Origin of the sequence: Herbaspirillum sp. GW103, from assembly GCF_000261365.1 — a bacterium.
Classification (GTDB): Bacteria; Pseudomonadota; Gammaproteobacteria; order Burkholderiales; family Burkholderiaceae_D; genus Herbaspirillum.
This window is the reverse complement of the sequence record NZ_AJVC01000003.1, coordinates 772,265-795,931: the sequence shown is the minus strand read 5'-3', so window position 1 is coordinate 795,931 and position 23,667 is coordinate 772,265. Positions and strand designations below refer to the sequence as shown.

Genomic DNA, 23,667 nt, shown 5'->3' with positions numbered 1-23,667 from the left:
GTATCGAAGTCAGAGATCGTCGACCATGGCCGAGCATTTTCTATCACAGGAAGAAGTCGATGCCCTTTTGAAGGGCGTGACGGGAGATGAAGACGAAGAAAAAATCGTCGAAGAAGCTCCTGGTACGGTACGTACCTACAACCTGGCCACGCAGGAACGCATCGTGCGTGGGCGCATGCCCACGCTGGAAATCATCAACGAGCGTTTCGCGCGTCTGTTCCGCATCGGCTTGTTCAACTTCATTCACCGTACCGCCGAGATCTCGGTCGGTCCGGTGAAGGTGTCCAAGTACAGTGAATTCATCCGCAACCTGGTGGTCCCGACCAACCTGAACCTGGTCCACATCAAGCCCTTCCGTGGCATCGGGCTGGTGGTGTTCGACCCGCAGTTCGTGTTCATGCTGGTGGACAACATGTTCGGCGGCGATGGTCGCTTCCATACCCGCATCGAAGGCCGCGAATTCACGCCCACCGAGCAGCGCATCATCATGCGCGTGCTGGAGATCACCTTCGAGACCTACGCCAAGTCGTGGGAACCGATCTATCCGATCGAATTCGAATTCATCCGCTCGGAAATGAATACCCAGTTCGCCAACATCGCCACGCCCAACGAAGTGGTGGTCTCGACCACCTTCACCGTCGAGCTGGGGCCGGTGTCGGGCGAGATCCACATCTGCACGCCCTACTCGATGATCGAGCCGGTGCGTGACCGTCTCACCAGCAGCATGCAGGGCGAAGCGCTGGAAGTGGACAAGCGCTGGATCCGCCTGATGAAGCAGCAGATCCAGACCGCCGAGGTCGAACTGATCGTCAATTTCGGTACTGCCCGAGTCAATTTCACCGATCTGCTGAACATGCAGGTCGGCGACGTCATCGCGCTGCAGACCAATACGACCGTCGAGGCACAGGTTGACGGCGTACCGGTGATGGAATGCAGCTATGGCCAGTCCAATGGTCAATACGCCCTGCGCGTGGAGAAACTGCTGTCCATCACCCATCAAGAAACACCGGAAAGCTTTCAAGGAGATTAGCAATGGCTGATGAGAACGTAGCAGGCGCAGGCGCAGCGGAAGACGATCCGTGGGGCGCGGCCATGGCCGAGCAGAGCGAGGCCGAAGAGGCGCAGAAAAAAGGCGAGATGGAAGACGAGAAAGGCATCACCGCAGCCCCTGCGATGGCCACCGTCTTCAAGGACCTGAGTGCGGCCGATATCAAGACCAATACCCCCAACGACATCGACTTCATCCTCGATATCCCGGTACAACTCACCGTGGAACTGGGCCGCACCAAGATCGCCATCAAGAACCTGCTGCAACTGGCGCAGGGCTCGGTGGTGGAACTCGATGGCATGGCCGGTGAACCGATGGACGTACTGGTCAACGGCTGCCTGATCGCACAAGGCGAAGTGGTGGTGGTCAACGACAAGTTCGGTATCCGCCTGACCGACATCATCACGCCGGCCGAACGCATTCGCAAGCTCAACCGCTGAGCGCAATGACTTCCGTTTCATGAGACGTATTTACGCAGCATCGATGAGACAAGCCTTGCGTCAGTCCCGGGCGGACCTGGTGTCCGCCCTGATCTTTCTGGGCGGCAGTCTGGCCGTCACGGCCCAAAGCCGGGCCGACAACACCACCGCCGGCAGCGTCGCTGTCCCGGCACCGGCAGCAGCCGGCGCTCTACCCTCCTCCACCGGCAGTGTCTTGACCATGCTCTTGGGGCTGGTCGCGGTACTGGCTGTGATGGCCGCAGTCGCCTGGCTGTTCAAGCGCTTCGGCCTGGCCAGCGGCATGAGCGGCAACGCCGTGGCCAAGGTCGTCGGCGGCGTGTCGGTGGGTACCCGCGAGCGGGTGATGGTGGTCGAAGTCGGCGACCAGTGGATCGTGGTCGGTGTGGCTCCCGGTCGGGTCAATGCCCTGGCCACCCTGCCGCGCCAGGAAGGCGTGGCGGCCCAACCGGTCACGGCCGGACCGGCCTTTGCCACCTGGCTCAAGCACACCATGGACAAACGAAATGGCGGTACCGGCAACGGCGACCGTCCGGGTAATGATGGCAGCACATCCTAAGCCGCGAGGCACACTCTCTTTCCTGCGCCACCGCACCGCCGCGTTGCTGCGCAGCCCCTACTGGTGGCTGGCGCTGCTGTGCCTGCCGCTGGCGGCCTCGGCCCAGCAGGGCCTGCCCGCGCTCAACAGCATGCCCGCCCCAGGCGGCGGCACGAATTATTCGCTGCCGATCCAGACCATGCTGTTGCTCACTTCGCTGTCGTTCATTCCGGCGGCGATGCTGATGATGACCTCGTTCACCCGCATCGTGATCGTGCTGTCCTTGCTGCGCCAGGCACTGGGCACCCAGTCCACGCCACCCACGCAGGTGCTGGTCGGGTTGTCGCTGTTCCTGACCTTCTTCGTGATGAGTCCGGTGTTCGACCGCATCTACACCGAGGCCTACCAGCCCTTCTCGGAAAACAAGATCCAGATGATGGAAGCGCTCGACAAGGGGGCCGCACCGCTCAAGGAATTCATGCTCAAGCAGACCCGCCAGGCCGACCTGGCACTGTATGTGAAGCTCTCGCGCGGACCGGCCCTGCAAGGCCCGGAAGACGTGCCGCTGCGCCTGCTGGTACCGGCCTTCGTTACCAGTGAACTGAAGACCGCTTTCCAGATCGGCTTTGCCATCTTCATTCCCTTCCTCATCATCGACATGGTGGTGGCCAGCATCCTGATGTCGATGGGCATGATGATGATGTCGCCGGCCATCGTCTCGCTGCCCTTCAAGCTGATGCTGTTCGTGCTGGTGGACGGATGGCAGTTGCTGATCGGCTCCCTGGCCCAGAGTTTCTACTAGTCGCCGACCAAGGCAAGGATCACTATGACACCCGAAAGCGTCATGACCATGGGCCGCCAGGCCATCGAAGTCACCCTCCTGGTCGCGGCCCCGATGCTGCTCACTGCCCTGTTCATCGGACTGCTGGTGAGCATCTTCCAGGCCGCGACCCAGATCAACGAGCAGACCCTGGCCTTCATCCCCAAGCTGGTCGGCGTGTTCCTGGCCATGATCATCGCCGGTCCCTGGATGCTGACCATCATCCTCGATTACATGCACACCATGTTCAGCGGCATCCCCGCCATGGTCCAGTAGCACGCCCGCGCGCGGGGCCGCCGCCCTGCGCTTGCCGACCATGCTCACCTTCTCCAGCCAGCAGCTCTATGCCTGGGTCGCCATGTTCATCTGGCCGACCACGCGCATCCTTGGATTGCTCTCCATTGCGCCGCCTTTCGGCAGCACCAGTGTCCCCATGTTGGTGAAGGTGCTGCTGGGCATTGCCATCGGCGCGGTGCTGGCACCGGATGTGCCGGTGCCGCCGGCCATCGATCCGATGTCGATGACGGGCCTGCTGATCCTGTTGCAGCAACTGCTGATCGGTCTGTCCATGGGCTTTGCCATGCGTATCGTCTTTGCCGCCGTGGAGGCCGCCGGGGAGCTGACCAGCTCGACCATGGGCTTGTCCTTCGCGGCCTTCTTCGACCCCCAGACACAGGGGCGCACAGCCGTCATTGGCCAGGTCTTCTCGCTGCTGGCGACCATGGTCTTCCTGAGCCTGAATGGCCACCTGGTGTTGCTGCAGGTGATGGCCGAAAGCTTTCACACCCTGCCCATCACCGGCGTACCGATCACCACCGAAGGCTTCCATCAACTGGGCCTGTGGGGCGCCAAGGTATTCAGCATGGGGGTGCAATTGTCGCTACCGCTGCTCATCGCCCTGCTCATCACCAACTTTGCCCTGGGCATCCTTACCCGTGCGGCTCCCCAACTGAATCTGTTCGGCATCGGGTTTTCGATTACCATGCTGGCTGGCTTCGTCCTGATCGCCTTGGCCCTGCCCTACATGCTCACCCCCTTGCAGCGCTTCCTGGTCGAGGGCGTGGAGATGGTGCGGCTGCTGGGCAGCGTACCGCCGGTCAATGCCTTGCCCAAGCCCTGAGGCCGGCAACCTCCGCTTGCACAAAATTTACGTCTCCTGACGTGCACTCCGGCCGAATTGCCTCACACTGTCGCCTCTGCGGCCGGGTCCGCAGGGCCTTCCTTCGCACTGCCTTCTGACGCATGAACATCGCCTATTTCCGCCGTCCCAAGATCATCTTCGCCGCGCTTGCCATCCTGCTGCTCGCAGGCTATCTGGGGTACCGGGCCTTCACCCCGCCGCCGCCGCCCGCCTACCTTGCCGCCACCGCGGCCATCGCCGACATCCAGGACGTGGTCCTGGCCAGCGGTACCGTCAAGGCCTACAAGCAGGTCAGCGTGGGAGCCCAGGTGTCGGGCCAGATCAAGTCACTCAAGGTCGCGCTCGGAGACCACGTCAAGAAGGGCCAACTGGTGGCCGAGATCGATTCCCTGACCCAGGCCAATGCGCTGGCCAGCGCCGAATACTCGCTGCAGAACCTGCAGGCCCAGTTGCGTTCCAAGCAAGCCACCTTGAAGCAGGCGCAACTGGCCTATGCGCGCCAGCAGATGATGCTGGCCGGTGAGGCCAGCTCGCGCGAGAACTTCGAGAGCGCCGAGGCGACCCTGAACTCCACCCGCGCCGACATCGCCGCCCTGCAGGCGCAGATCAGGGACGGCGCCATCAAGGTCGATACCGCCCGCCTGAACCTGGGCTATACCCGCATTACCGCACCCATCGACGGCGAAGTGGTGGCCATCGTGGCGCAGGAAGGCCAGACCGTGAACGCCAACCAGTCCACTCCGACCATCATCAAGGTGGCCCGCATGGATACCGTGACGGTCAAGGCGCAGATCTCGGAAGCCGACGTAGTCCGCGTCAAGCCTGGCCTGCCGGTGTACTTCACCATCCTGGGCGACCCCGACCACCGCTATCGCACCACCCTGCGCGCCATCGAGCCGGCCCCGGATTCGATCCTGCAGGACGACACCAGTACCAGCACCACCACCAGTACCAGCAGCAGTTCCAGCTCCACGGCGATCTACTACAACGGCCTGCTGGACCTGCCCAACCCGGATGGCAAGCTGCGCATCTCCATGACCACGCAGGTCAACATCGTGCTGGCCGAGGCCAAGGATGCGCTGGTGGTGCCCTCCACCGCACTGGGGGCCAAGGATGCGCAGGGCCGTTACACCGTGCGGGTGCTGGATGCGCAAGGCCAGGCACAGGAACGCCAGGTGCGCATCGGCATCAACACCAATGCCCAGGTACAGATCATCGAAGGACTCAAGGCCGGTGAGCGCGTGGTGACCGGCACCGCCCTGGCGGGCAGCGCCGACAGCAGCAGCGAGCGCCGTGGCCCGCCGCCGCGCATGTAAGGCGGCCATGACGACGCCCCTGTTGCAACTGCGCGGACTGCGCCGCGACTTTCCCGCCGGTGATGACACCATCACCGTGCTCAACGACATCAACCTCGACATCGCTGCCGGCGAGATGGTCGCCATCGTCGGCGCTTCCGGCTCGGGCAAGTCGACTCTGATGAATATCCTCGGCTGCCTGGACAAGCCCAGTGCCGGCAGCTACCTGGTCGCCGGACGCGAGACCGGCAAGCTGGAGCCGGATGAACTGGCGCAATTGCGGCGCGAGCATTTCGGCTTCATCTTCCAGCGCTATCACCTGCTCTCGGACCTGGATGCCACGGCCAACGTGGAAGTACCGGCGGTCTATGCCGGTCAGGAACCGGCCCAGCGCCGCCAGCGCGCCGCGCAACTGCTGGCGCGACTGGGCCTGGCCGAGCGCGGCCACCACAAGCCGGGCCAGCTCTCGGGCGGGCAGCAGCAGCGCGTCTCGATTGCGCGCGCGCTGATGAATGGCGGCGACGTGATCCTGGCCGACGAACCGACCGGCGCGCTGGACAGCCACAGCGGTCACGAGGTGATGAACATCCTCAAGGAACTGCATGCCGAAGGCCACACCATCATCATCGTCACGCATGACATGCAGGTGGCCGGCAATGCCCAGCGCATCATCGAGATCAAGGACGGCGTGATCGTTGCGGATCGTCGCAACCAGGTACCCGCAGCGACAGCGGTGAGCAGCGCGCACAAGCAGCAAGGCCAGCAGAGCCGACAGGCCAGCGCCTGGCGCGCCGGACTGGATCGCTTCAAGGAAGCGCTGCGCATGTCCTTGCTGGCCATGAATGCGCACCGCCTGCGCAGCTTCCTGACCATGCTGGGCATCATCATCGGCATCGCCTCGGTGGTATCGGTGGTCGCCCTGGGCAGCGGTTCGCGCGCGCAGATCCTGTCGGACATCAGCGCCATGGGCACCAATACCATCGACATCTTCCCCGGCACCGATTTCGGCGACATGAAATCAGCCGCCATCCGCACCCTCACGCCCGCAGATGCCGCCGCCCTGGCCGAGCAGAACTATGTCGACAGTGTCACACCCAGCGTGTCCACGGCCTCCTCCGCACGCTATGGCAACATCTCGGTCAGCGCCACCATCAACGGCGTGGGCGAGCAATATTTCCGCGTACGCGGGCTGAAGATGGCGCAGGGCATGAGCTTCGACAACGACGGCATCCGCCGCCAGGCGCAGGAAGTGGTGATCGATGCCAATACCTACAAGAAGCTCTTCCCCAACGGCGGCAATGCACTGGGCGAAGTGATCTTCCTGGGCAGCGTGCCATGCCGCGTGATCGGCGTGACGCAGAAGCGCGAGAACGGCTTCGGCAACAACAGCGCCCTCAATGTCTGGGTGCCCTACACCACCGCCATGACCCGCGTGATCGGCCAGCGTTACCTGAGCGGCATCACCGTGCGGGTCAGCGACAAGGTCCCCAGCGCGGCCGCCGAGCAGGGCATTACGCAACTGATGACGCTGCGCCATCGCACCAAGGACTTCTACATCTTCAACACCGACAGCATCCGCCAGACCATCGAGAAGGCCACCGCCACGCTGACCCTGCTGGTCTCCATGATTGCGCTGATCTCGCTGGTGGTGGGCGGCATTGGCGTGATGAACATCATGCTGGTCTCGGTCACCGAGCGTACCCGCGAGATCGGCGTGCGCATGGCCGTGGGCGCGCGCCAGGGCGACATCATGCAGCAGTTCCTCATCGAAGCGGTGCTGGTCTGCCTGGCCGGCGGACTGCTGGGCGTGCTGGTGGCGCTGTCCTTTGGCGCGGTGTTTGCCCACTTCGTCAGCAGTTTCCACCTGATCTATTCGACTGTCTCCATCGTCAGCGCCTTTGCCTGCTCCACCCTGATCGGCGTGGTGTTCGGTTTCCTGCCGGCGCGCAATGCCGCGCGCCTCAATCCGGTGGACGCCCTCGCCCGCGAATGAAATTGCACGCCATGTCCAAGCTCCCGAATTTCCCTTCACTTTCCCGCCTGACGCTGTTGCTGGCCCTGGCCCTGCTGGGCGGCTGCAGCAGCCTGGTGCGCACTCCCTACACTGCACCGGCGACCCGGACCCCTGCGGCCTGGCAACAGGGTGACCCGGCCGCTGGCGTCAACGCCAGCCAATGGTGGCAAGCCTTCGGCGACCAGACCCTCAACGGCCTCATCGATGAGGCCCTGCGCAAGAACAACGACCTGGCGGTGGCGACCATCAAGCTCAGGCGCGCCCAATTGCAGGCCGGGATCGCCAACGATGCCTTCGTCCCGGCCCTCAGCGCCCAGCTCGGCAGCAGTGCCGGCAAAGCGCTCGATGGCAACGGCCAGACCACCCGCGCCAGCCAGAATTCGGTGAGCCTGTCCTATGAAGTCGACCTGTGGGGCCGCCTGGGCGCCAACTACGACGTGGCCCGCTGGGAAGCCCTGGCCACCGAGCAGGACCGCGCCGCCACTGCCCTGGCCCTGGTCGGCACCACCGCCAACCTCTACTGGACCGGCGCCTACCTGAACCAGCGCATCCAGAACGCCGAACAAAGCATCGCCTACGCGCAGAAGACGCTGGACCTGGTCAATACCCAGTACCGTGCCGGTGCGGTGTCATCCCTGGAGGTGCTCACGGCCCGGCAAAACCTGCTGAGCCAGCAATCCAGCTATACCGAACTGGTGCAGCAGCGGGTGGAAAATGACAATGCCCTGGCCATCCTGTTCGACAGTCCGCCCGGCCAGCGTCGCCAACTGCCGCCGGCCCTGCCGGAGCAGCCCTTGCCGTCCCTGGCGGCGGGCCTGCCGGCCGAACTGCTGGGACGACGTCCGGATCTGCGGGCAGCCGAATTGCGACTGCGCGAAGCCCTGGCCAATGTCGACCTGACACGGACCGGCTTTTATCCGCAGCTGAGCCTGACCGGCTCGCTCGGCACCAGCAGCGATGCCCTGCTGCGTCTGGTGCAGAATCCGGTGGCTTCGCTGGCCGCGCAACTGACCCTGCCCTTCCTGCAACAGACCCAGATGAAGCTCAAGGTCGGCGTCTCCCAGGCCGACTACGACAGTGCCCTCACGCAGTTCCGCCAGACCTTGTACGCCGCCTTCAGCGATGTCGAAAACGCCCTGTCGGCGCGCGAGCAATATGCCCGGCAGCAGGCGCTGCAGGCCCGCAACGTCGAGGTGGCACGCGCGGCCGAGCAGCTCTACGCGCTGCGTTACCGGGCCGGCTCGGCCACCTTGCAAGCCTGGCTGGACCAGCAGGACAAGCGCCGCAGCGCCGAGGACACCCTGGCCCAGGTGCGGCTGAACCAGTTGAAGAACCAGATGACGCTATACCAGGCCCTGGGTGGCGATGCCCGCGCGACTCCTCCCCGGTGAAACGCGATGGCCCCAAGCAAAAAGGCGAACCCGCGGGTTCGCCTTTTTGCATTTTCCTTCACTGCGATCGGCCTGCAACGCCGTCGCTGTGAAGGTAACTTCATTATTTGAGGTAATTCAGCAAAGTCAGGCCACTGGTGGTGACGAAGACCTTCTGGGCTGCCGACAGATAGGTCTGCTTGAGCGTGAGGTCGCTGATCAGCTCGCTGGTATCGGAAAGATTGCGGCCCAGCAGGTTGTTGATGGTCTGGGTGTAGTTTTCCTTGTTGACCTCACCGGCCGCATCCAGGTTGTCCAGCTCGTTCTGGCGGGCACCGATGGACGCCTTGACGGTGGAGACACTGCTGGCAATCGAGTCAATCTGGGTATTGAACTTGGCCAGGTTGCGCGACAGCGCTGCCTGGCTGCCCGCCACCGGCGTACGCGCCGCATCGGCAGCATCGGCCTGCAGCTTGAGCGCCGCCGTTTCGGTGAACTTGGCCTGATAGGTCGGATCGTCCGGCTTGAGGGCATCCAGTTCAGATTGTGCCGTCTTGTAGGCGGCAATCGGGGTCTGGCCGGAACCGGACGGATATTCGAAATTGTTGGCAGCGGTCTCGTCGGCAGTGTTGGCCGCTTCGGTCACCGGCACGGACAGCACATTGATCATGTTGGTCATGGTCTTGAAGATATCCTGACCATTGCCCTGGAACACCGTCTGGCCCGAGGCGCTGATATCCATCTGGCGGGTCGAGTCGACCTGCAGCGTCATGGCGCCCTGGTCGCCGTTGTAGACCACGCCGCCGGTGCCGTCCAGGGTGAAGGGCTGGGTGGTGCTCTTGAAACCGGCGAAGATGTAATTGCCCTGGCCGTCCTGGGCATTGGCATAGCCCAGCACTTCGTTGAGGTTGCCCTTGATCTCGGAAGCCATGTTGATGCGCTCGGCATTCGAATACGAGGCATTGCCTGCAGTGATGACATTGGACTTGAGCTTGGTCAGCATGTTGGTCAGGCTGTCCAGGGTCCCCTGCACGGTCGACAGGGCGCTGTTGGCGTTCTGGCGATTGGTCTTGTACTGGTCGTTCAGGGCCGAGGTCTGGGTCATGTCCAGGGCGCGGGCGGCGGCCACCGGATCATCCGAGGGCAGCAAGACCTTCTGCTGCGCCGTCACCTGCTGGGTCAGCTTCAGGATCTGGCCCTGCATGCTGGTCAGGTCATTGTTGCTCGACTGATAGAGCATCTGGGTGCTGATACGCATGGTCATCTTCCTTTAACTGATTAGCTGCCCAGGGTGAGCAGGACATTGATCATGTCGCTGGCGGCCTGGATGATCTTGGCCGCAGCCTGGTACTGCTGCTGGTTGCGGATCATGTTGGCCAGTTCCTCGTCCTGGTTGACGCCGGACTCGGACTGCTGCTGGGTCTGGATCGCCGTCAGGCGCGATTTCTCGGCCGTATTGGTGACGTTGATCTCGTTGGTCTTGTTGCCGATGGTGGCCACCAGCTGCGAGTAGGAGCCCTGGAAGCTGGTGCCATTGATGGTGTTGGCCGTCTGCAGGTTGGCCATGGCCAGCGCATTGCGATTGTCCGACGCCGCATTGGTGTTGGCCGAGATGGTGAACTGGTCGCCATTGGAGGGCTGGCCGGAGATCTGGAACTTCACACCGCTGATCTCGTAGGTATCGCCGGCCTTGTACGGGATGTTGGTATCACCCGCATTGATCGTGGTGGTCGTGCCGTCCAGATGGGTAATGGTGCCTGTACCTGGCGCTGCCGGCGACATGACGAACACCGGGGGCGTGGCCGTGCTGTCGTAGCTCAGCGTGGTGGGCTTGGTCAGCGGCGTGGTCGTGGTCAGGTAGTCCGCCGTCACCGAACCGGTACTGATGGTCGCCGTGCCCTTGTTGGCCGCCACCGGGGCAAAATTGAACGTGTCACCGGTGCTGGGCGTACCGGTCAGCGTATAGGTCACGCCGCCGCTGCTGATGGTCATGCCCGGCGTGTAATTGAACGCGGCCCCGCCCGTGGCCGTACCGGTGGTCCCGTCCGGGTTGGTATAGGTCACGTCCGGCGCGGGCGTATTGTTGGTCCAGGTGGCGGCCAGCTGGAGCTGGTTCGGCGTCACCGTGGTATCGAGCGTAGTGCTGAACGATACCGACGAACCCTGCTTGAACGAGCTCGGATCCAGCGAGGTGTTGGAAATGATCGCGTTGCCGGTGTTGCTGGCGCCGGTACTGGCGTTGACGTTGTTGGTCGCGTTGATCGAGGTCGAGATCGGCGCGGCCGTGGCCAGCAGTTGGGTATTGCTCAGCAGCAGCGAGAAGGCCGCGGCACCGTTGGCCGTCGGCTGGATCTTGTAGATATTGCCGCTGGCCATGGTCGGCGCGCCCGCCGGAGAGCCACCGTCGGAGTAGGTCACGCCGTCGAGCGTGACCGGGAAGTCGCCGGCGGCCTTGACGGTCTTGGTGTTGTCCGACAGACGCGTAAAGGTGTAGTTGGTGCCGTCGTAGGTCAGCGTGTAGTCACTCGTGCTCAGCGCCGAGGGGTCGCTGATGGTCGTCGTCAGGTTGGTGGTGCCGGTATTGGTCGGATAGCCGATCAGGTTGGGCGAACTGACGTTGAACATGTCGGTGCCCGCGTTACCGTTCTGGTCCAGTCCCAGCTTTTGCTGTTCATTGAACGCGGTCCCCATGGCGATGGCGATGCGGCCCAGGGCGTTCTGGGTCGGATCCAGGGTTTCCGTACGGTACTTCAGCAGGCCACCCAGACTGCCACCGTCATAGAAGAAGCTGTCGGGAATGGTCGCCGTGCCGCCACCGGGCAGCACCTGGCCGACCTGCAGACGAGAGACATCGGTGGGCGAATTGGTCACCGCCAGCTGGGTCACCTGGTCACCGGTCACCAGCGACTGGCCGGTGCCGATGAACACGCTCACCGCCCCGGTATCCTGCGGCACCGTGGTGATCTTGACGTACTTGTTGAGCTCCGCCACCAACTGGTCGCGCTGATCCAGCAGATCGTTGGGCTGCTGCCCGCCGCCGGTCCCCACGGCATTGACGATGGCCTGGTTCAACTGGGCGAGCTGTTGCGCGTAGGAATTGATGGTGGTCACCGTCGAGGTGATCTGACTGTTGACGCTGGCGCTGCTCTGGGCGAGCTGGTCGTTGATGCTGGACACGCGCGCCACCAGGGTCGACGCCTGCGACAGCACCGACTGGCGCGAGGCCTGGGTATTCGGGTTGGAGGCCAGATTCTGCACGGCCGCAAAGAAATCCTGCAGGGCCGGCGACAGACCGGCCTTGGTGTCGGCCACCGTGTTGTTGATCTGCGAGATCTCCGAGTAATACGAATCCAGCGAGCTCGCCGAGCTCTGCGAGGCCAGTGCCTGCTTGGTCAGGAAATCGTTGTAGATGCGCTTGATCTGGGTGACCTGGGCACCCTGGCCGACGAAGCCGTAGCCATAGTTGATGCCGCCGGCCGAGCTTTGCACGACTTCCTGGCGGTTGTAGCCGGGAGTGGTGGCGTTGGAGATGTTGTGGCTGGTGGTGGCCTGCGCCGCCATGGCCGCCTGCAACGCGCTTTGCCCGATACTGAAGATGTTAGTTGCCATGCTAGGTTGTCGTCCCTGAAAGCTTTTAGCGGAATAACCAAGTCAACGGCAGGATTGACCAAAACTTTAGCGGCTCCGGCCCGAATTTGTTTCCGGTCGGAACCGATGAGCTTGCCGCGCGATCATGCCCTGCGGCGGCGCGGGATCAGGCCGACAGTGAGGTACGGATGATGCGCGAGAGCTTTTCCGCATAGTGCGGATCGGTGGCATAACCGGCGCGCTGCAGACCGTAGGCGAAACCGTGGGCATCCTGGGCGCTGGCCAGGACCTTCTCGTAGCGCGGATTGCTGCGCAGCAAGTTGGCGTAATCCTTGAAGGCATCCGCATAGGAATCATAGGCGCGGAATTTTTCCACGCGCTTCTGCGGCTTGCCGTTGATGTATTCGATGGTGGTGGCCTCGACCACCTTGCCGGTCCAGTTGCCGGTCGCCTTGATACCGAACAGGTTGTGGGCGGAACGACCGTCGCGGGTGACGATTTCCTTCTTGCCCCAGCCGGTTTCCAGCGCCGCCTGCGCCAGCATGAACTTGGCCGGGATGCCGGTCATCTTGCTGGCCAGTTCGGCATCGGCCTGCAAACGGTTCTGGAAGGCTTCCACATGGGCCGGCTTGTTGGAACTGCGGCGCTGCTTGTTGCGACCGTCCTGGTCGGTGCTTTCGGCGGCCTGCTGGCTGGCGAAGCTCTGGATGAACTTGGCGCGGTCGGCATCGCTCATGTCCTTGACCAGCGGGATGCCCATCGGCAGGCCATCATCGCCCGGTGTGGAATTGCCGTCCAGGTCCTGAGCATCAGGCAGCTTCTTGGGCAGCGAGGCCGAGAGCTGGCGCGTGAGCACATCGGCCAGCCCGACCCCGCGCTGGGCCAGGCTCTGGCTCAGTTGCTGGTCCAGCATGGAGGTAAACATCTTGGTCTGCTCGTTGTCGAACGGCCCGTTCTGCGGCGTGGCATCCCGCATGCTCTTCATCACCATGTTCAGGAACATGGCCTCGAACTGCTTGGCGGCACCCTTGATGGATTCCGGTGAATTCTGCTTGGCCGCCTCGCGCAGGCCATTCAGCCCATTCGCATCGACGGCAAGACTCTCGGTCGGATTGGATGGGTTGATCTTGTTGAGCATGGATGACCTTGGTGGAAAGCGTTGGATGTTGAATCGGCCTGCAGCGTCAGATCACTTCGAGTTCGGCGCGCAAGGAACCGGCCGCCTTCATGGCCTGCAGGATCGCCAGCAAGTCCTGGGGCGTGGCGCCGATGGCATTGAGCGCCTTGACCACATCCGACAACGAAGCACCGCCCTTCAACAGCATGACCTTGCCCGGCTCCTTGTTGATGGAGACCTGGGCATTCTGCACCCCCGCCGTCTGGCCACCGGCCAGGGCATTGGGCTGGCTGACCGCATTGTCGGCCTGGATCACTACCGACAGGTTGCCGTGCGAGACCGCGCAGGTCTCCAGCATCACGCTCTGGTTCATCACCACCGAGCCGGTACGGGCATTCAAGATCACCTTGGCCGCCAGCTTGCCGGGGGTGACATCCACGTTTTCCAGGGCACCGAGGAAGGCTACCCGATCGCCACTGGAAATGGGCGCGCGCACACGGATCACACGGCCATCCTGAGCCACGGCGGTATCGCTGCCGAAACGCTTGTTGAGCGCATCGACCACCCGGCTGGCAGTCGAGAAATCATAGTCATTGAGCTCCAGCACGACTGCGTCGCCGCCGCCGAGCGAACTGGGCACGGCCCGTTCCACGGTCGCTCCGCCGGAAATGCGGCCGGCCGACAGCTGGTTGACGATGGTGCTGCTGCCGGCAGCCGAACCGCCCGCACCGCCGATGACGATGTTGCCCTGGGCGATGGCGTAGATCTGGCCGTCAGCACCCTTCAGGGGGGCCATCAGCAGCGTGCCGCCACGCAGGCTCTTGGCATTGCCGATGGAGGACACCGTCACGTCGATCAACTGGCCCGGCTGGGCGAAGGCTGGCAAGGTGGCCGTGACCATGGCGGCAGCCACGTTCTTCAACTGCATGTTGCTGCTGGTGCCGGAGGGCACGTTCACGCCCAGCTGCTGCAGCATGCTGATGACGCTCTGCACCGTAAACGGCGTCTGCGTGGTCTGGTCGCCACTGCCATCCAGCCCCACGACCAGGCCATAACCGACCAGCTGGTTCTGGCGCACGCCCTGGATGCTGGCCAGGTCCTTGAGACGCTCGGCATGGGCCGGCATGGCCGCTGCCAGGCACAGCGCTGCAACGGCTGCCGCCGAAAGCAGCTTGCTGCCCATCCTGATCATGTCCATGGCGAAAAATCCTTTCCGGGTCATTGCACTACTCCACATCAGAAAGGAGAAACGCTGAAGAAGAATCGGCCCAGCGAAGACATGAAGTCAGCCATGTCCACGCGGGTGTTGGTACGGTATTCGACTTTCGCATCCGCCACCAGCGTGGAGGAAACGGTGTTGCCGGTCTGGATGTTGTCGGGGCTGACGGTGCCGGAGAAGCGCACGTATTCCACGCCCTTGTCCAGTGACACCTGCTTTTCGCCCGAGACCACCAGGTTGCCGTTGGGCAGCACCTCCACCACCGTCACGCCGATGGTACCGGTGAAGGTATTGCTGGCGGTCGTGGCGCCCTTGTCATCGAACTTGGAGGAGGAACTGCCGGAGGCCGACAATTCCTTGATCGAGGTGCCGAAGATGGTCGGTGCGGGCGAGGCCACTTCGCCGGTCTTGCTGGCCGAACTCGCGGCGGACTTGGCGGCACTGGTCTTCTCGTTGATGATGATGGTGAGCGTGTCACCGACCAAACGCGCGCGACGGTCTTCCAGCAAGGGGCGATAGACCGCCGACTGGAAAATCGCACCCGAGGTCGGCGGCGCGTAGGACGCCGGCTGCGGACGCGCCGTCTTGGGGCCTGTCACGATACTGTCGGGAACGGTGGTGCAAGCACTCACGCTCAACACGCCCGCCATGGTGACCAATTTCAGCATGCTCTTCATCTCTGCCTCGTCCTTCTTCTGCTACCGACTACCTTGTTCAACATCCACTGCGCGAAGCCTTACAGCTGCGAAAGCTTGGCCAGCATCTGGTCGGACGTGGTGATGGCCTTGCTGTTGATTTCATAGGCGCGCTGTGTCTGGATCATGTTGACCAGCTCTTCCACCACGTTCACGTTGGAAGTTTCCACGTAACCCTGCCACAGGGCACCGGCACCGTTGGTCCCCGGGGTGTTCGGGTTGGGCGTACCGGAAGCGGCGGTTTCGACGTACAGGTTCTCGCCACGGCTTTCCAGGCCAGCCGGGTTGATGAAGGTGGCGACCTGGATGGTACCGATCTGCGTGGTAGCGGTGGAACCGGCCTGCATGATCGAGACGGTACCGTCACGGCCCACGGTCAGCTTGGTGGTGTTGAGCGGAATGGTGATCGGCGGCTGCAGGGTGTAGCCGCTGGAGGTCACCATCTGGCCCTGGCTGTCGGTCTGGAAGGAGCCATCGCGGGTGTAGGCGGTGGTGCCGTCGGGCAGCAGGATCTGGAAGAAGCCATTGCCCTGGATCGCCAGGTCCTTGTCATTGTTGGTCTGGTTGACGTTGCCCTGGGTGAAGATGCGCTCGGTGGCCACCGGACGCACACCGGTACCGATCTGCAGGCCCGAGGGCAATTGCGTCTGCTGCGAAGACTGGGCACCAGGCTGGCGCACGGTCTGGTACAGCAGGTCTTCGAAGACGGCGCGCGAACGCTTGAAACCATTGGTGCTGACGTTGGCCAGGTTGTTGGAAATCACGTCCAGCTGCGTCTGTTGCGCATCCAGGCCGGTCTTGGAAATCCACAGGGAACGAATCATTTGTTTCTCCGGTAATCAGCGCTTGCGCTGCGGGTACATCATTGAGGTCAAGTGCGTGACCAGCATCAGGACAGCGTCAGGATCGAGGTCGCCTTGGTCGCATCGCTCTCGGCGGTCTGGATCACTTTCATGTTCATTTCGAACTGGCGCGACAGGTTGATCATGTTGACCATCGCCTCCACCACGTTCACGTTGCTGCCCTCCAGCGCACCGCTGGCCAGGCGCACGTTGGCGTCGGGCTGGGCGGCACCGGTGATGGTGCGAAACAGGCCGTCATCACCACGCTGGAGATTCTTGTCGTCCGGGTTGACCAGCTTGATACGACCCAGCACGTTGACCGCATTGGGAATGCCGTTGGTCGGGATCGAGGACACCGTGCCGTCGGCAGCAATGGCCACGGTGGTATCCGGCGGAATCGTGATCGGACCGGCGTCACCCTGCACGGACTGGCCGTTCTGGGTCTGCAGGATGCCGTTCTCGTTGATCTTGAAGCTGCCGTTGCGGGTGTAGGCTTCGCCACCGTCAGCGGTCTGCACCGCGATCCAGCCACGGCCCTGCACTGCCACATCCAGAGCACGGCCAGTATCCTGAATCGGCCCCTGGGAAAAATCGTTGCCGGCCGTGGAATCCACCACGAAGGCGCGCGTGGGCAGGCCCGGGCCCACCACCGGCGCCGAACGGAAGGTATTGAGTTGGGCGCGAAAACCCGTGGTCGTGGCATTGGCCAGGTTGTTGCTGGCGCTGGCTTGCTGCTCAAGCGTGTGCTTGGCACCCGACATCGCTGTATAGATCAGACGATCCATATCACCCCTTAGTAATGGCGTCCATCCCTGGCACCATCGGTTCAAACCGGCCACCGACGACGCCGGCAGCCTTGAAGCAGGCGCGCCGCACGGCGCGCCGGGCACATCCTGTGAAACTTATCAGCGCAGGCTGACCAGGGTCTGCAGCACGGTGTCCTGCACCTTGATGGTCTGCGAGTTGGCCTGGTAGACGCGCTGGGCCACGATCATGTTGACCAGCTCGGCGGTCAGGTCGACGTTGGAGTCTTCCACCGCACGCGCCTGCAGAGTGCCGAAGGTACCGGTGGTCGGCTTGCCCACCAGCGCGCTGCCGGCTGCGCCGGTAGCCTGGTACAGGTTGTTGCCCAGCGGCTGCAGGCCGTTCGGGTTGGCGAAGTTCACCAGCACCACGGTACCCAGGTTCTTGGTCTGCTGATTGCTGTAGGAGCCGACGATGGAACCGTCCTTGTCGATCGAGAAACTGGACAGGGTGCCGGGCGGCATGCCGTTCTGGCTCTGCGCCAGGTTCACGAAGGCCGAACCGGTCTGGGTCGAGCCGGTATAGCTGAGCGAGATGGCGCTGGCAAAGTTGCCGCCGCCGGCAGCCACATCGGAGTTCGCGCCGGTCGCGGTGAGGTCGATGCTCATCGTGCCGCCGCTGATGAGCGCACCGGTGGAATCGAATGTCATCGTGCCCAGGGACAGCGGGACCGAACCGCCGCTGGTGGTCACCAGGGTCTTGTCACCCACCTTGGCGTAGACGTCCCAGCTGGTGGTGGGCGGCGTCACGGTGGTGTCCGGGTCGTGCTTGACGTAGTAGGTCTGGACGCTGTACGGATTACCCAGGCTGTCGTAGATGGTCACGCCCGTGGAATTGTTGTAGGTCGTCGGATCGGCCGCATTGAACGGCGTGGTGGTCGGCGTATCGAGGCGCGAATCCAGGTTCACCTTGGTGGTGATGGAAGTCGTCGTGGTGGCCGGAATGGCCGAGGTATCAATCTGCAGCGCAACCGGGTCCCCTCCCGAAGTACCGGCCGCCCAGCCCATCAGGTAAGCGCCGTTCATGCTGGGATTGACGATGTAGCCATTCTTGTCCAGCTGGAACTGGCCGTTGCGACCGTACATCGGCGACAGGTCGGTCAGCGAGGGAGCCACCTGGAAGAAGCCATCGCCATTGATGGCGATATCCAGCGGATTGTTGGACGAACTGATGTTGCCCTGGGTGAACTGTTGTGCCACGTTGGCCACGGTCACGCCGATGCCCACCGGCGAATTGCCGGAACGGTTCATCGAATTGGCATACATATCGGCAAACTGCGTCTGCGACTGCTTGAAACCCACCGTGCTGGCGTTGGCCACGTTATTACCGATGACGTCCAGGCTCTTGGCTGCGCCGTTCAGTCCGCTCAGACCTTGTTGAAAACTCATGAGATATCCCCTTGTTCCGAATGTTGTCGGTAATGACGATTAAAGAATTTGCACGACGTCGGTCGGCTTGATGGTGCCGATGTTGGAGACGTTGAGCTTGACGCCGTCCGACGCAGTCGAGACGCTTGATACGGTGCCGAAGGACAAGGTCGAGGCACTCACCGCCGTACCGTTGTTGGAGGCGCTGACCGTGAAGGTGTAGTTGCCGTCGGCCACCTTGCCGCCGGTGTTGTTGGTGCCATCCCAGATCACCGGCACCACGCCGGCTGCCTGGGTACCGAGATCGGTGGTATGCACCACGGCGCCGGTGGAATCCTTGATGGTCACCACCACCGAGGAAGCGGTACCGGAGAGGTTCACGCCGAAGACGGCCTTCTGGCTGGTGACATCGTTGCCGCTGCTGTCCTTGGTGGTATCGGAGGTCAGCTGGATGCTGTTGCCCGGGGCCAGCACGCTGTGACCGATCATGTTGGCCGTGGACAGTGCCTGCGAGGAATTGAGATTGCCCATCAGCGTGGACAGCGAGTTGTTCAACTGGCTGATACCCGAGACGGTCGAGAGCTGCGCCATCTGGGTGGTGAGCTGCGAGTTGTCCATCGGGTTGCTGGGATCCTGGTTCTTCATCTGCGCGATCAGCAGCGTCAGGAAGCGATTCTGGATCGCGTCCGGGCTGTTGTCGTCCAGACTGGAAGAGCTGGTGGTGGTGGACGAGCTGCTGCTCGTACCATTCATTGCGGTGAGCAGGTCACTGGAGACGATTGCCATGATTCAGGTCCTGGTTATTGGCCGATGGTAAGGGTCTTGACGAGCATGGCCTTGGCCGTGTTCATCGTTTCCACATTGGTCTGGTAAGAGCGCGAAGCCGAGATCATGTTGACCATTTCCTCGACCGGATTGACGTTGGGCATGGCCACGTAGCCATTGCCATCGGCCATGGGATGCTTGGGGTCATAGACCAGCTTGGGCGGGGCCTGGTCCTCGACCACGGCCGCGACCTTCACGCCGCTGTCCTTGACCCCGCCCACGGGAATGGCTTCGAACACCACCTGCTTGGCCTTGTAGGGCGTACCGTCGGGGCTGGTGGCACTGTCGGCGTTGGCGATGTTGCTGGCCGTGGCATTGAGCCGCTGGGCCTGGGCGCTCATGGCCGAGCCGGCCACGTTGAAGATGTTGGAAAGAGACATGGTTTATCAACCCGGTTGGATGGCGTTCAACATCGCCTTGATCTGGCCGTTCACGGCAGTGACGCCGGCTTCGTAGCGAAGGCCGTTGTCGACGAATTCATTGCGTTCCACGTCCAGATCGACCGTGTTGCCGTCCACGCTGCCCTGGGCCGGCGTACGGTACTGCAAAGGCGAACCGCCGATGCTGCCCGGACCATTGTCGGGCGCGGTACCGGCCACGTGGGCCGCGGCAGTGCGCTCCAGCTGCAGGGGCGGCAGGGTGGTGCTCTTGCTGTCCAGCGCATTCTTGAGCGCATCGGCAAAGTTGACGTCACGCGCCTTGTAGTTGGGCGTATCCGCATTGGCGATGTTGGACGCCAGCACCTGCTGGCGCTGGGCCCGCAGGTTCAGCGCCATCTCGTTGAAACGGAAAAAATCGTCGAGCTTAGAGACCATCGGGTCCTCCGGAAATACCGTCGCTGCGCCGCTCTCGCCTGCCCTTGCCTGGCCGCTTGCGGACTGCGCCGATGATGGAATTACGTAGGCTTGATCATACGTTCGGTCCCCGGACTCTAAGGGGCGATAAAGAGAGAAAAGCCTCCCCTGTTTGCGCTTTTGACCTCGCGCGCGCGAAGTAACATCACTGCCAAGATTCGCCTACGCCCTGCCGGCAAGTTGCACAACATGAAACACCTGAACCACCCCTTGCGCGCCCTGCGCCGCACCTTCGCCGCCCTGGCCCTGCTGGCAGCCGGCCTGGCGACGCTTGCACCTGCCCACGCCCAGAGCAGCCCCAACAGCACCAACACGGCCAATATTTCCGCTACGCCCAATACTGCGCAAAAGCAGGACTTATCAGCCTTGCAACAAGTGGCGGAAGAATTCCTGAAAGGCCAGACCTCGGGCCTGCCCGGCAGCGTCACGGTCACCATCGATCCGGTCGATACACGCCTCACGCTGGCGGCCTGCCTGGAACCGCAAGCCTTCATGCCCAATGGCGGCCGCCTGTTCGGCCGCACCACGGTCGGCGTCAAGTGCGTGGCGCCCTCCCCCTGGACCATTTACCTGCGCGCCAACGTCCAGGTGATCTCGGATTACCTGGTCGCCGCCGTACCGCTGGCCCAGGGCCAGACCATCAGCGCCAGTGACGTCACCCGCATCCATGGTGACATGTCGACCCTGCCCAGCGGGGTCGTCACCGAAGAATCGCAAGTGGTCGGCCGGGTGGCCAACATGTCTCTGCGCGCCGGCACGCCCCTGCGCCTGGATGCCATCCGCAACCAGCGCGTGGTGCAGCAGGGCCAGGCGGTGCGGGTGGTTTCGACGGGACCGGGTTTCCAGATCTCCACCGAAGCACGCGCCCTGACCAATGCCAACGAAGGCCAGATGGCCCAGGCCCGCACGGCAACCGGCCAGGTCGTCAGCGGCATTGCCAAGGCCGGCGGGATCCTGGAAATCAATTATTGAGCCGGCCAGGCCGGTTTCTTTATTGATATGAAGCAATTTCCCGGAGAACAACGCCCAGGCGGAACGCAGCGGATCGCCCTGGCAGGAATGTGAAGAAAAGTACCCGAAATGCGCTGATTTCAGGTGCGGGAATGTTAAAGTTTGCCCAGAACTGGTCGATAATCCATACGACAGGCGGGTGCGCTGCGCCCCCACCCTACAAGGAATACTGCCGTGAACGTTAACGACGCCCTCAAATCCGCTGCCCTCAACACCGAGCAGACGCAGACGCAAGCCCGCACCACCGCCCAGGGCGGCGCTGCCGCCGGCAACGGTGCGGCGGCCACCGCCGCCACCTCGGACAGCGTGCGCCTGTCCAGCACCTACCAGGCGCTGGAAACCAAGGGCGACAGCAAGAGCAGCAGCTTTGACGCCAAGAAAGTGGCCGAGATCAAGGCCGCCATTGCCAATGGCACCTTCCAGATCGATCCCGAGAAGGTCACCAATGGCCTGATCGATACCGTCAAGACCCTCATCAGCGCCCGCCCGGCCTGATCACCTTTCGTTTTTGCAGAGGATCTTTCGCATGAATCCGGCCAGCAAACTGTCCCAGGAACACGCTGCCATGTCGCGCCTGGTGGAAAAACTGACCCAGGAACAGGCTCTGCTGGCCGAAGCCACTGCGGAAGGGCTGACCGACATCATTTCCGAAAAAGCTGCCATCGTTGCTGAAATGTCCACCCTGGCTGGCAACCGTCATGCCTTGCTGGGTACGCTGGGCTACAGCGCAGATGAAGCCGGCATGCAGAAGTGGATGAATGAACAGGCCAGCGAGGCCGACCGCGATCTCTGGGCCGACCTCTTCGAACTGGCCCAGGATGCCAAGGAACTGAACCGCGTCAATGGCCTGCTGATCGGCAAGAAGCTCTCCATCAACCAGAGCGCACTCACGATTCTGCAAGGCAAGACCGGCACTGGCAATTTCTATGGCCCCGACGGTCAGAACAGCATCAAATCCTCGGGCCGTCGACTGGGTGTGGTGTAGCGCTTCCCGCTCAGGCGCGGTGACCAGCAAAAAGCCCGGCATGGCCGGGCTTTGTCGTTAACGTTTCTGCAAATGAGGCATCGGCAAATACGGCATGCTGCTCATTGTCGTACTGCGGACTCAGGCCACCCCGCTCCAGGAATGCTCGCGCAGATAGGAACGCATGCGCGAAATCGCTTGGCTGTGCAGCTGGCATACGCGCGATTCGGAGACACCCATGACCGCACCGATTTCCTTGAGGTTCATTTCCTGCTCGTAGTACAGCGCCATGAGGAGCTGCTCACGCTCGGGCAGGGCCTTGATGGAATCCACCACTGCTTCACGGAAACCGCCGTTGATCAGGGTCTGCAGCGGATCATCCTCACCCTCGCCGGTCTGATAGCGGTCCAGGAAGTGCTCATGACCGCCCTCGTCGTCGTGAAAGTCCTCGTAATAAATCAGTTGATGGCCACCACAGTCGGTCAGCAGGGCCTGGTAATCGCTCAGACTGATCTTCATGTGCTGCGCCACTTCCGCCTCCTGCGGCTGGCGGCCCAGTTGCTGCAGCAGGGTCTGCATGGCCTCTTCCACCTTGCGCGCATTCTGGCGGATGCTGCGCGGCAGCCAGTCGCTGCTGCGCAGTTCGTCGAGCATGGCGCCACGGATACGCTGCACGGCATAGGTCTCAAACTGCGCGCCATGGGTTTCCTCATAGCGGTTGACGGCGTCGAGCAGGCCCATCATGCCGGCCTGGATCAGGTCGTCCACCTCTACGCTGGGGGGCAGCTTGGCCTTGAGCTGATGCGCCAGCTTCCTGACCAGCGGCGCATGCTGCTCCAGCACGTCGTTCTTGCCCTTTTTTCCCTTGACGTTATACATGCACGTCACACTCCCAGGCTGGCACCGTCGGTGGCCATGCGGTAGCTGCTGCCGGTCGCGTCCGGGGTCGCCGTAAAGCGCTTGGAGAGGCGCTGGAACGCCAGCGCCGCCCCGGCGAAGGGAAACACGTCCATCACCGCCCGGCCCTGCCCGGTGGCCCGGCGGATATGGTCATCGGCCGGAATCGACCCCATGAAATTCAATTGCGCCGCCAGGTAGCGGCTGGCAGCCTGGGCCATGTTGGCATAGACGGTGCGGGCTTCGGCTTCGGTGGCATCGTTGACGATGAGACTGAAGGGACGGCGACCGATACGGTCGCTCAGGCTCTTCAGGAGCACATAGGCCGATTTGATCGACGAGGCCGTGGTCGAGACCTGGATCACGATCTCGCCCATTTCCATGGTCGGCACCGGCAGCGACAGGTCGCGCGCCAGCACGCCATTGACCAGGGTGATCTCGGCCTGGCCAATCAGGCTGTCGAAGATCTCGGCCAGCCGTCCTGCGTGCGGGTCGGTGGCCGAAGGAACGCTGCGGCGGGCGATGCGCGCCATCGAAAATCCTTCCGGCAGCAGACGGGTAGCCTCGATCAAGGGACGCTCCATGCGCGCCACCTCCTGCAGCGTGGCCACGTCATGGCGCAAGCCGATGCGCGTCAACAGTCCGGTACTGGCCACGTCGCCATCCACGACCAGCACACTGTGCTTGGCCTGGGACAGCGAGGCCGCCAGGTTGATGAGCATGGCGCTCTTCTCTTCCTCGCCGAGGACGGAGAAGAAGGTAAACAGTCGCGGCACCGGCCTTTCCAGCATCCGGCGCAG

The 23,667-nt window shown here is 62.9% G+C and carries 25 protein-coding genes; 12 read left to right on the top strand and 13 right to left on the bottom strand.

What is annotated here, in order from left to right:
• Positions 1-25 precede the first annotated feature (25 nt).
• The 9 genes from fliM (at position 26) to GWL_RS07115 (ending at position 8,705) form a co-directional block, all read left to right on the top strand.
• Positions 26-1,030, top strand: a complete 1,005-nt coding sequence (gene fliM / locus GWL_RS07155) for a flagellar motor switch protein FliM (protein WP_008328180.1) — start codon at positions 26-28, stop codon at positions 1,028-1,030.
• A gap of 2 nt (positions 1,031-1,032) precedes the next feature.
• Complete coding sequence (fliN, locus tag GWL_RS07150) at positions 1,033-1,488, top strand: flagellar motor switch protein FliN (RefSeq protein WP_008328178.1); 456 nt, start codon at positions 1,033-1,035, stop codon at positions 1,486-1,488.
• 43 nt (positions 1,489-1,531) lie between these two features.
• Positions 1,532-2,065, top strand: a complete 534-nt coding sequence (fliO, locus tag GWL_RS07145; protein ID WP_157174203.1) for a flagellar biosynthetic protein FliO — start codon at positions 1,532-1,534, stop codon at positions 2,063-2,065.
• A complete protein-coding gene (gene fliP, locus GWL_RS07140; protein ID WP_369770097.1) occupies positions 2,049-2,846 on the top strand; it encodes a flagellar type III secretion system pore protein FliP in 798 nt (265 codons plus the stop codon). The genes fliO and fliP overlap by 17 nt, the downstream gene beginning before the upstream one ends.
• 24 nt (positions 2,847-2,870) lie before the next feature.
• Positions 2,871-3,140, top strand: coding sequence for a flagellar biosynthesis protein FliQ (fliQ, locus tag GWL_RS07135; RefSeq protein WP_008328172.1), 270 nt, complete (start codon positions 2,871-2,873; stop codon positions 3,138-3,140).
• 40 nt (positions 3,141-3,180) lie between these two features.
• Entirely contained in the window at positions 3,181-3,984 is an 804-nt protein-coding gene (gene fliR / locus GWL_RS07130; RefSeq protein WP_008328169.1) for a flagellar biosynthetic protein FliR, read from the top strand.
• A gap of 122 nt (positions 3,985-4,106) precedes the next feature.
• A complete protein-coding gene (locus GWL_RS07125; protein WP_008328167.1) occupies positions 4,107-5,321 on the top strand; it encodes an efflux RND transporter periplasmic adaptor subunit in 1,215 nt (404 codons plus the stop codon).
• Between the two features lie 7 nt (positions 5,322-5,328).
• Positions 5,329-7,293 carry a MacB family efflux pump subunit gene (locus GWL_RS07120; protein WP_008328164.1) on the top strand — a complete coding sequence of 655 codons (1,965 nt, stop codon included), beginning with the start codon at positions 5,329-5,331 and terminating at the stop codon, positions 7,291-7,293.
• 11 nt (positions 7,294-7,304) lie between these two features.
• On the top strand, positions 7,305-8,705 hold the full coding sequence (locus GWL_RS07115) for an efflux transporter outer membrane subunit (RefSeq protein ID WP_008328162.1): 1,401 nt from the start codon (positions 7,305-7,307) through the stop codon (positions 8,703-8,705).
• 103 nt (positions 8,706-8,808) lie between these two features.
• Here GWL_RS07115 and flgL read toward each other — a convergent pair whose 3' ends face one another.
• From flgL to flgB, 11 genes are all read right to left on the bottom strand, one after another.
• A complete protein-coding gene (gene flgL / locus GWL_RS07110) occupies positions 8,809-9,942 on the bottom strand; it encodes a flagellar hook-associated protein FlgL (RefSeq protein ID WP_008328160.1) in 1,134 nt (377 codons plus the stop codon).
• A gap of 20 nt (positions 9,943-9,962) precedes the next feature.
• Positions 9,963-12,293, bottom strand: coding sequence for a flagellar hook-associated protein FlgK (gene flgK / locus GWL_RS07105; RefSeq protein ID WP_008328156.1), 2,331 nt, complete (start codon positions 12,291-12,293; stop codon positions 9,963-9,965).
• A gap of 145 nt (positions 12,294-12,438) precedes the next feature.
• Complete coding sequence (flgJ, locus tag GWL_RS07100) at positions 12,439-13,410, bottom strand: flagellar assembly peptidoglycan hydrolase FlgJ (protein ID WP_008328154.1); 972 nt, start codon at positions 13,408-13,410, stop codon at positions 12,439-12,441.
• A 46-nt stretch (positions 13,411-13,456) separates the two neighbouring features.
• A complete protein-coding gene (locus tag GWL_RS07095) occupies positions 13,457-14,587 on the bottom strand; it encodes a flagellar basal body P-ring protein FlgI (RefSeq protein WP_008328152.1) in 1,131 nt (376 codons plus the stop codon).
• 38 nt (positions 14,588-14,625) lie between these two features.
• Entirely contained in the window at positions 14,626-15,285 is a 660-nt protein-coding gene (locus GWL_RS07090; RefSeq protein WP_008328151.1) for a flagellar basal body L-ring protein FlgH, read from the bottom strand.
• A 59-nt stretch (positions 15,286-15,344) separates the two neighbouring features.
• Positions 15,345-16,127: a flagellar basal-body rod protein FlgG gene (gene flgG, locus GWL_RS07085; RefSeq protein WP_008328148.1), complete on the bottom strand. Its 783-nt coding sequence runs from the start codon at positions 16,125-16,127 to the stop codon at positions 15,345-15,347.
• A gap of 65 nt (positions 16,128-16,192) precedes the next feature.
• Positions 16,193-16,930, bottom strand: a complete 738-nt coding sequence (gene flgF, locus GWL_RS07080) for a flagellar basal-body rod protein FlgF (RefSeq protein WP_008328146.1) — start codon at positions 16,928-16,930, stop codon at positions 16,193-16,195.
• Between the two features lie 120 nt (positions 16,931-17,050).
• Positions 17,051-18,337: a flagellar hook protein FlgE gene (flgE, locus tag GWL_RS07075; protein ID WP_008328143.1), complete on the bottom strand. Its 1,287-nt coding sequence runs from the start codon at positions 18,335-18,337 to the stop codon at positions 17,051-17,053.
• A gap of 39 nt (positions 18,338-18,376) precedes the next feature.
• Entirely contained in the window at positions 18,377-19,102 is a 726-nt protein-coding gene (locus GWL_RS07070) for a flagellar hook assembly protein FlgD (RefSeq protein ID WP_008328141.1), read from the bottom strand.
• Between the two features lie 14 nt (positions 19,103-19,116).
• The gene (gene flgC / locus GWL_RS07065) at positions 19,117-19,521 is read right to left on the bottom strand and encodes a flagellar basal body rod protein FlgC (RefSeq protein WP_008328139.1); all 405 of its coding nucleotides are present in this window, start codon (positions 19,519-19,521) and stop codon (positions 19,117-19,119) included.
• Between the two features lie 6 nt (positions 19,522-19,527).
• Positions 19,528-19,956 carry a flagellar basal body rod protein FlgB gene (gene flgB / locus GWL_RS07060; protein ID WP_008328136.1) on the bottom strand — a complete coding sequence of 143 codons (429 nt, stop codon included), beginning with the start codon at positions 19,954-19,956 and terminating at the stop codon, positions 19,528-19,530.
• A 228-nt stretch (positions 19,957-20,184) separates the two neighbouring features.
• On the opposite strand from flgB, the gene flgA reads away from it, so the two are divergent.
• The 3 genes from flgA (at position 20,185) to GWL_RS07045 (ending at position 21,991) form a co-directional block, all read left to right on the top strand.
• Positions 20,185-20,967 (top strand): flagellar basal body P-ring formation chaperone FlgA, encoded by a 783-nt coding sequence (flgA, locus tag GWL_RS07055; protein ID WP_008328135.1) that lies wholly within the window; start codon positions 20,185-20,187, stop codon positions 20,965-20,967.
• Positions 20,968-21,180: 213 nt separating this feature from the next.
• Positions 21,181-21,501 (top strand): flagellar biosynthesis anti-sigma factor FlgM, encoded by a 321-nt coding sequence (gene flgM / locus GWL_RS07050; RefSeq protein ID WP_008328134.1) that lies wholly within the window; start codon positions 21,181-21,183, stop codon positions 21,499-21,501.
• A 31-nt stretch (positions 21,502-21,532) separates the two neighbouring features.
• Positions 21,533-21,991 (top strand): flagella synthesis protein FlgN, encoded by a 459-nt coding sequence (locus tag GWL_RS07045; RefSeq protein ID WP_008328133.1) that lies wholly within the window; start codon positions 21,533-21,535, stop codon positions 21,989-21,991.
• Between the two features lie 120 nt (positions 21,992-22,111).
• Here GWL_RS07045 and GWL_RS07040 read toward each other — a convergent pair whose 3' ends face one another.
• Positions 22,112-22,849 carry an RNA polymerase sigma factor FliA gene (locus GWL_RS07040; protein ID WP_008328132.1) on the bottom strand — a complete coding sequence of 246 codons (738 nt, stop codon included), beginning with the start codon at positions 22,847-22,849 and terminating at the stop codon, positions 22,112-22,114.
• Positions 22,850-22,854: 5 nt separating this feature from the next.
• Positions 22,855-23,658: an antiactivator of flagellar biosynthesis FleN protein gene (locus GWL_RS07035; protein ID WP_008328129.1), complete on the bottom strand. Its 804-nt coding sequence runs from the start codon at positions 23,656-23,658 to the stop codon at positions 22,855-22,857.
• Positions 23,659-23,667 lie beyond the last annotated feature (9 nt).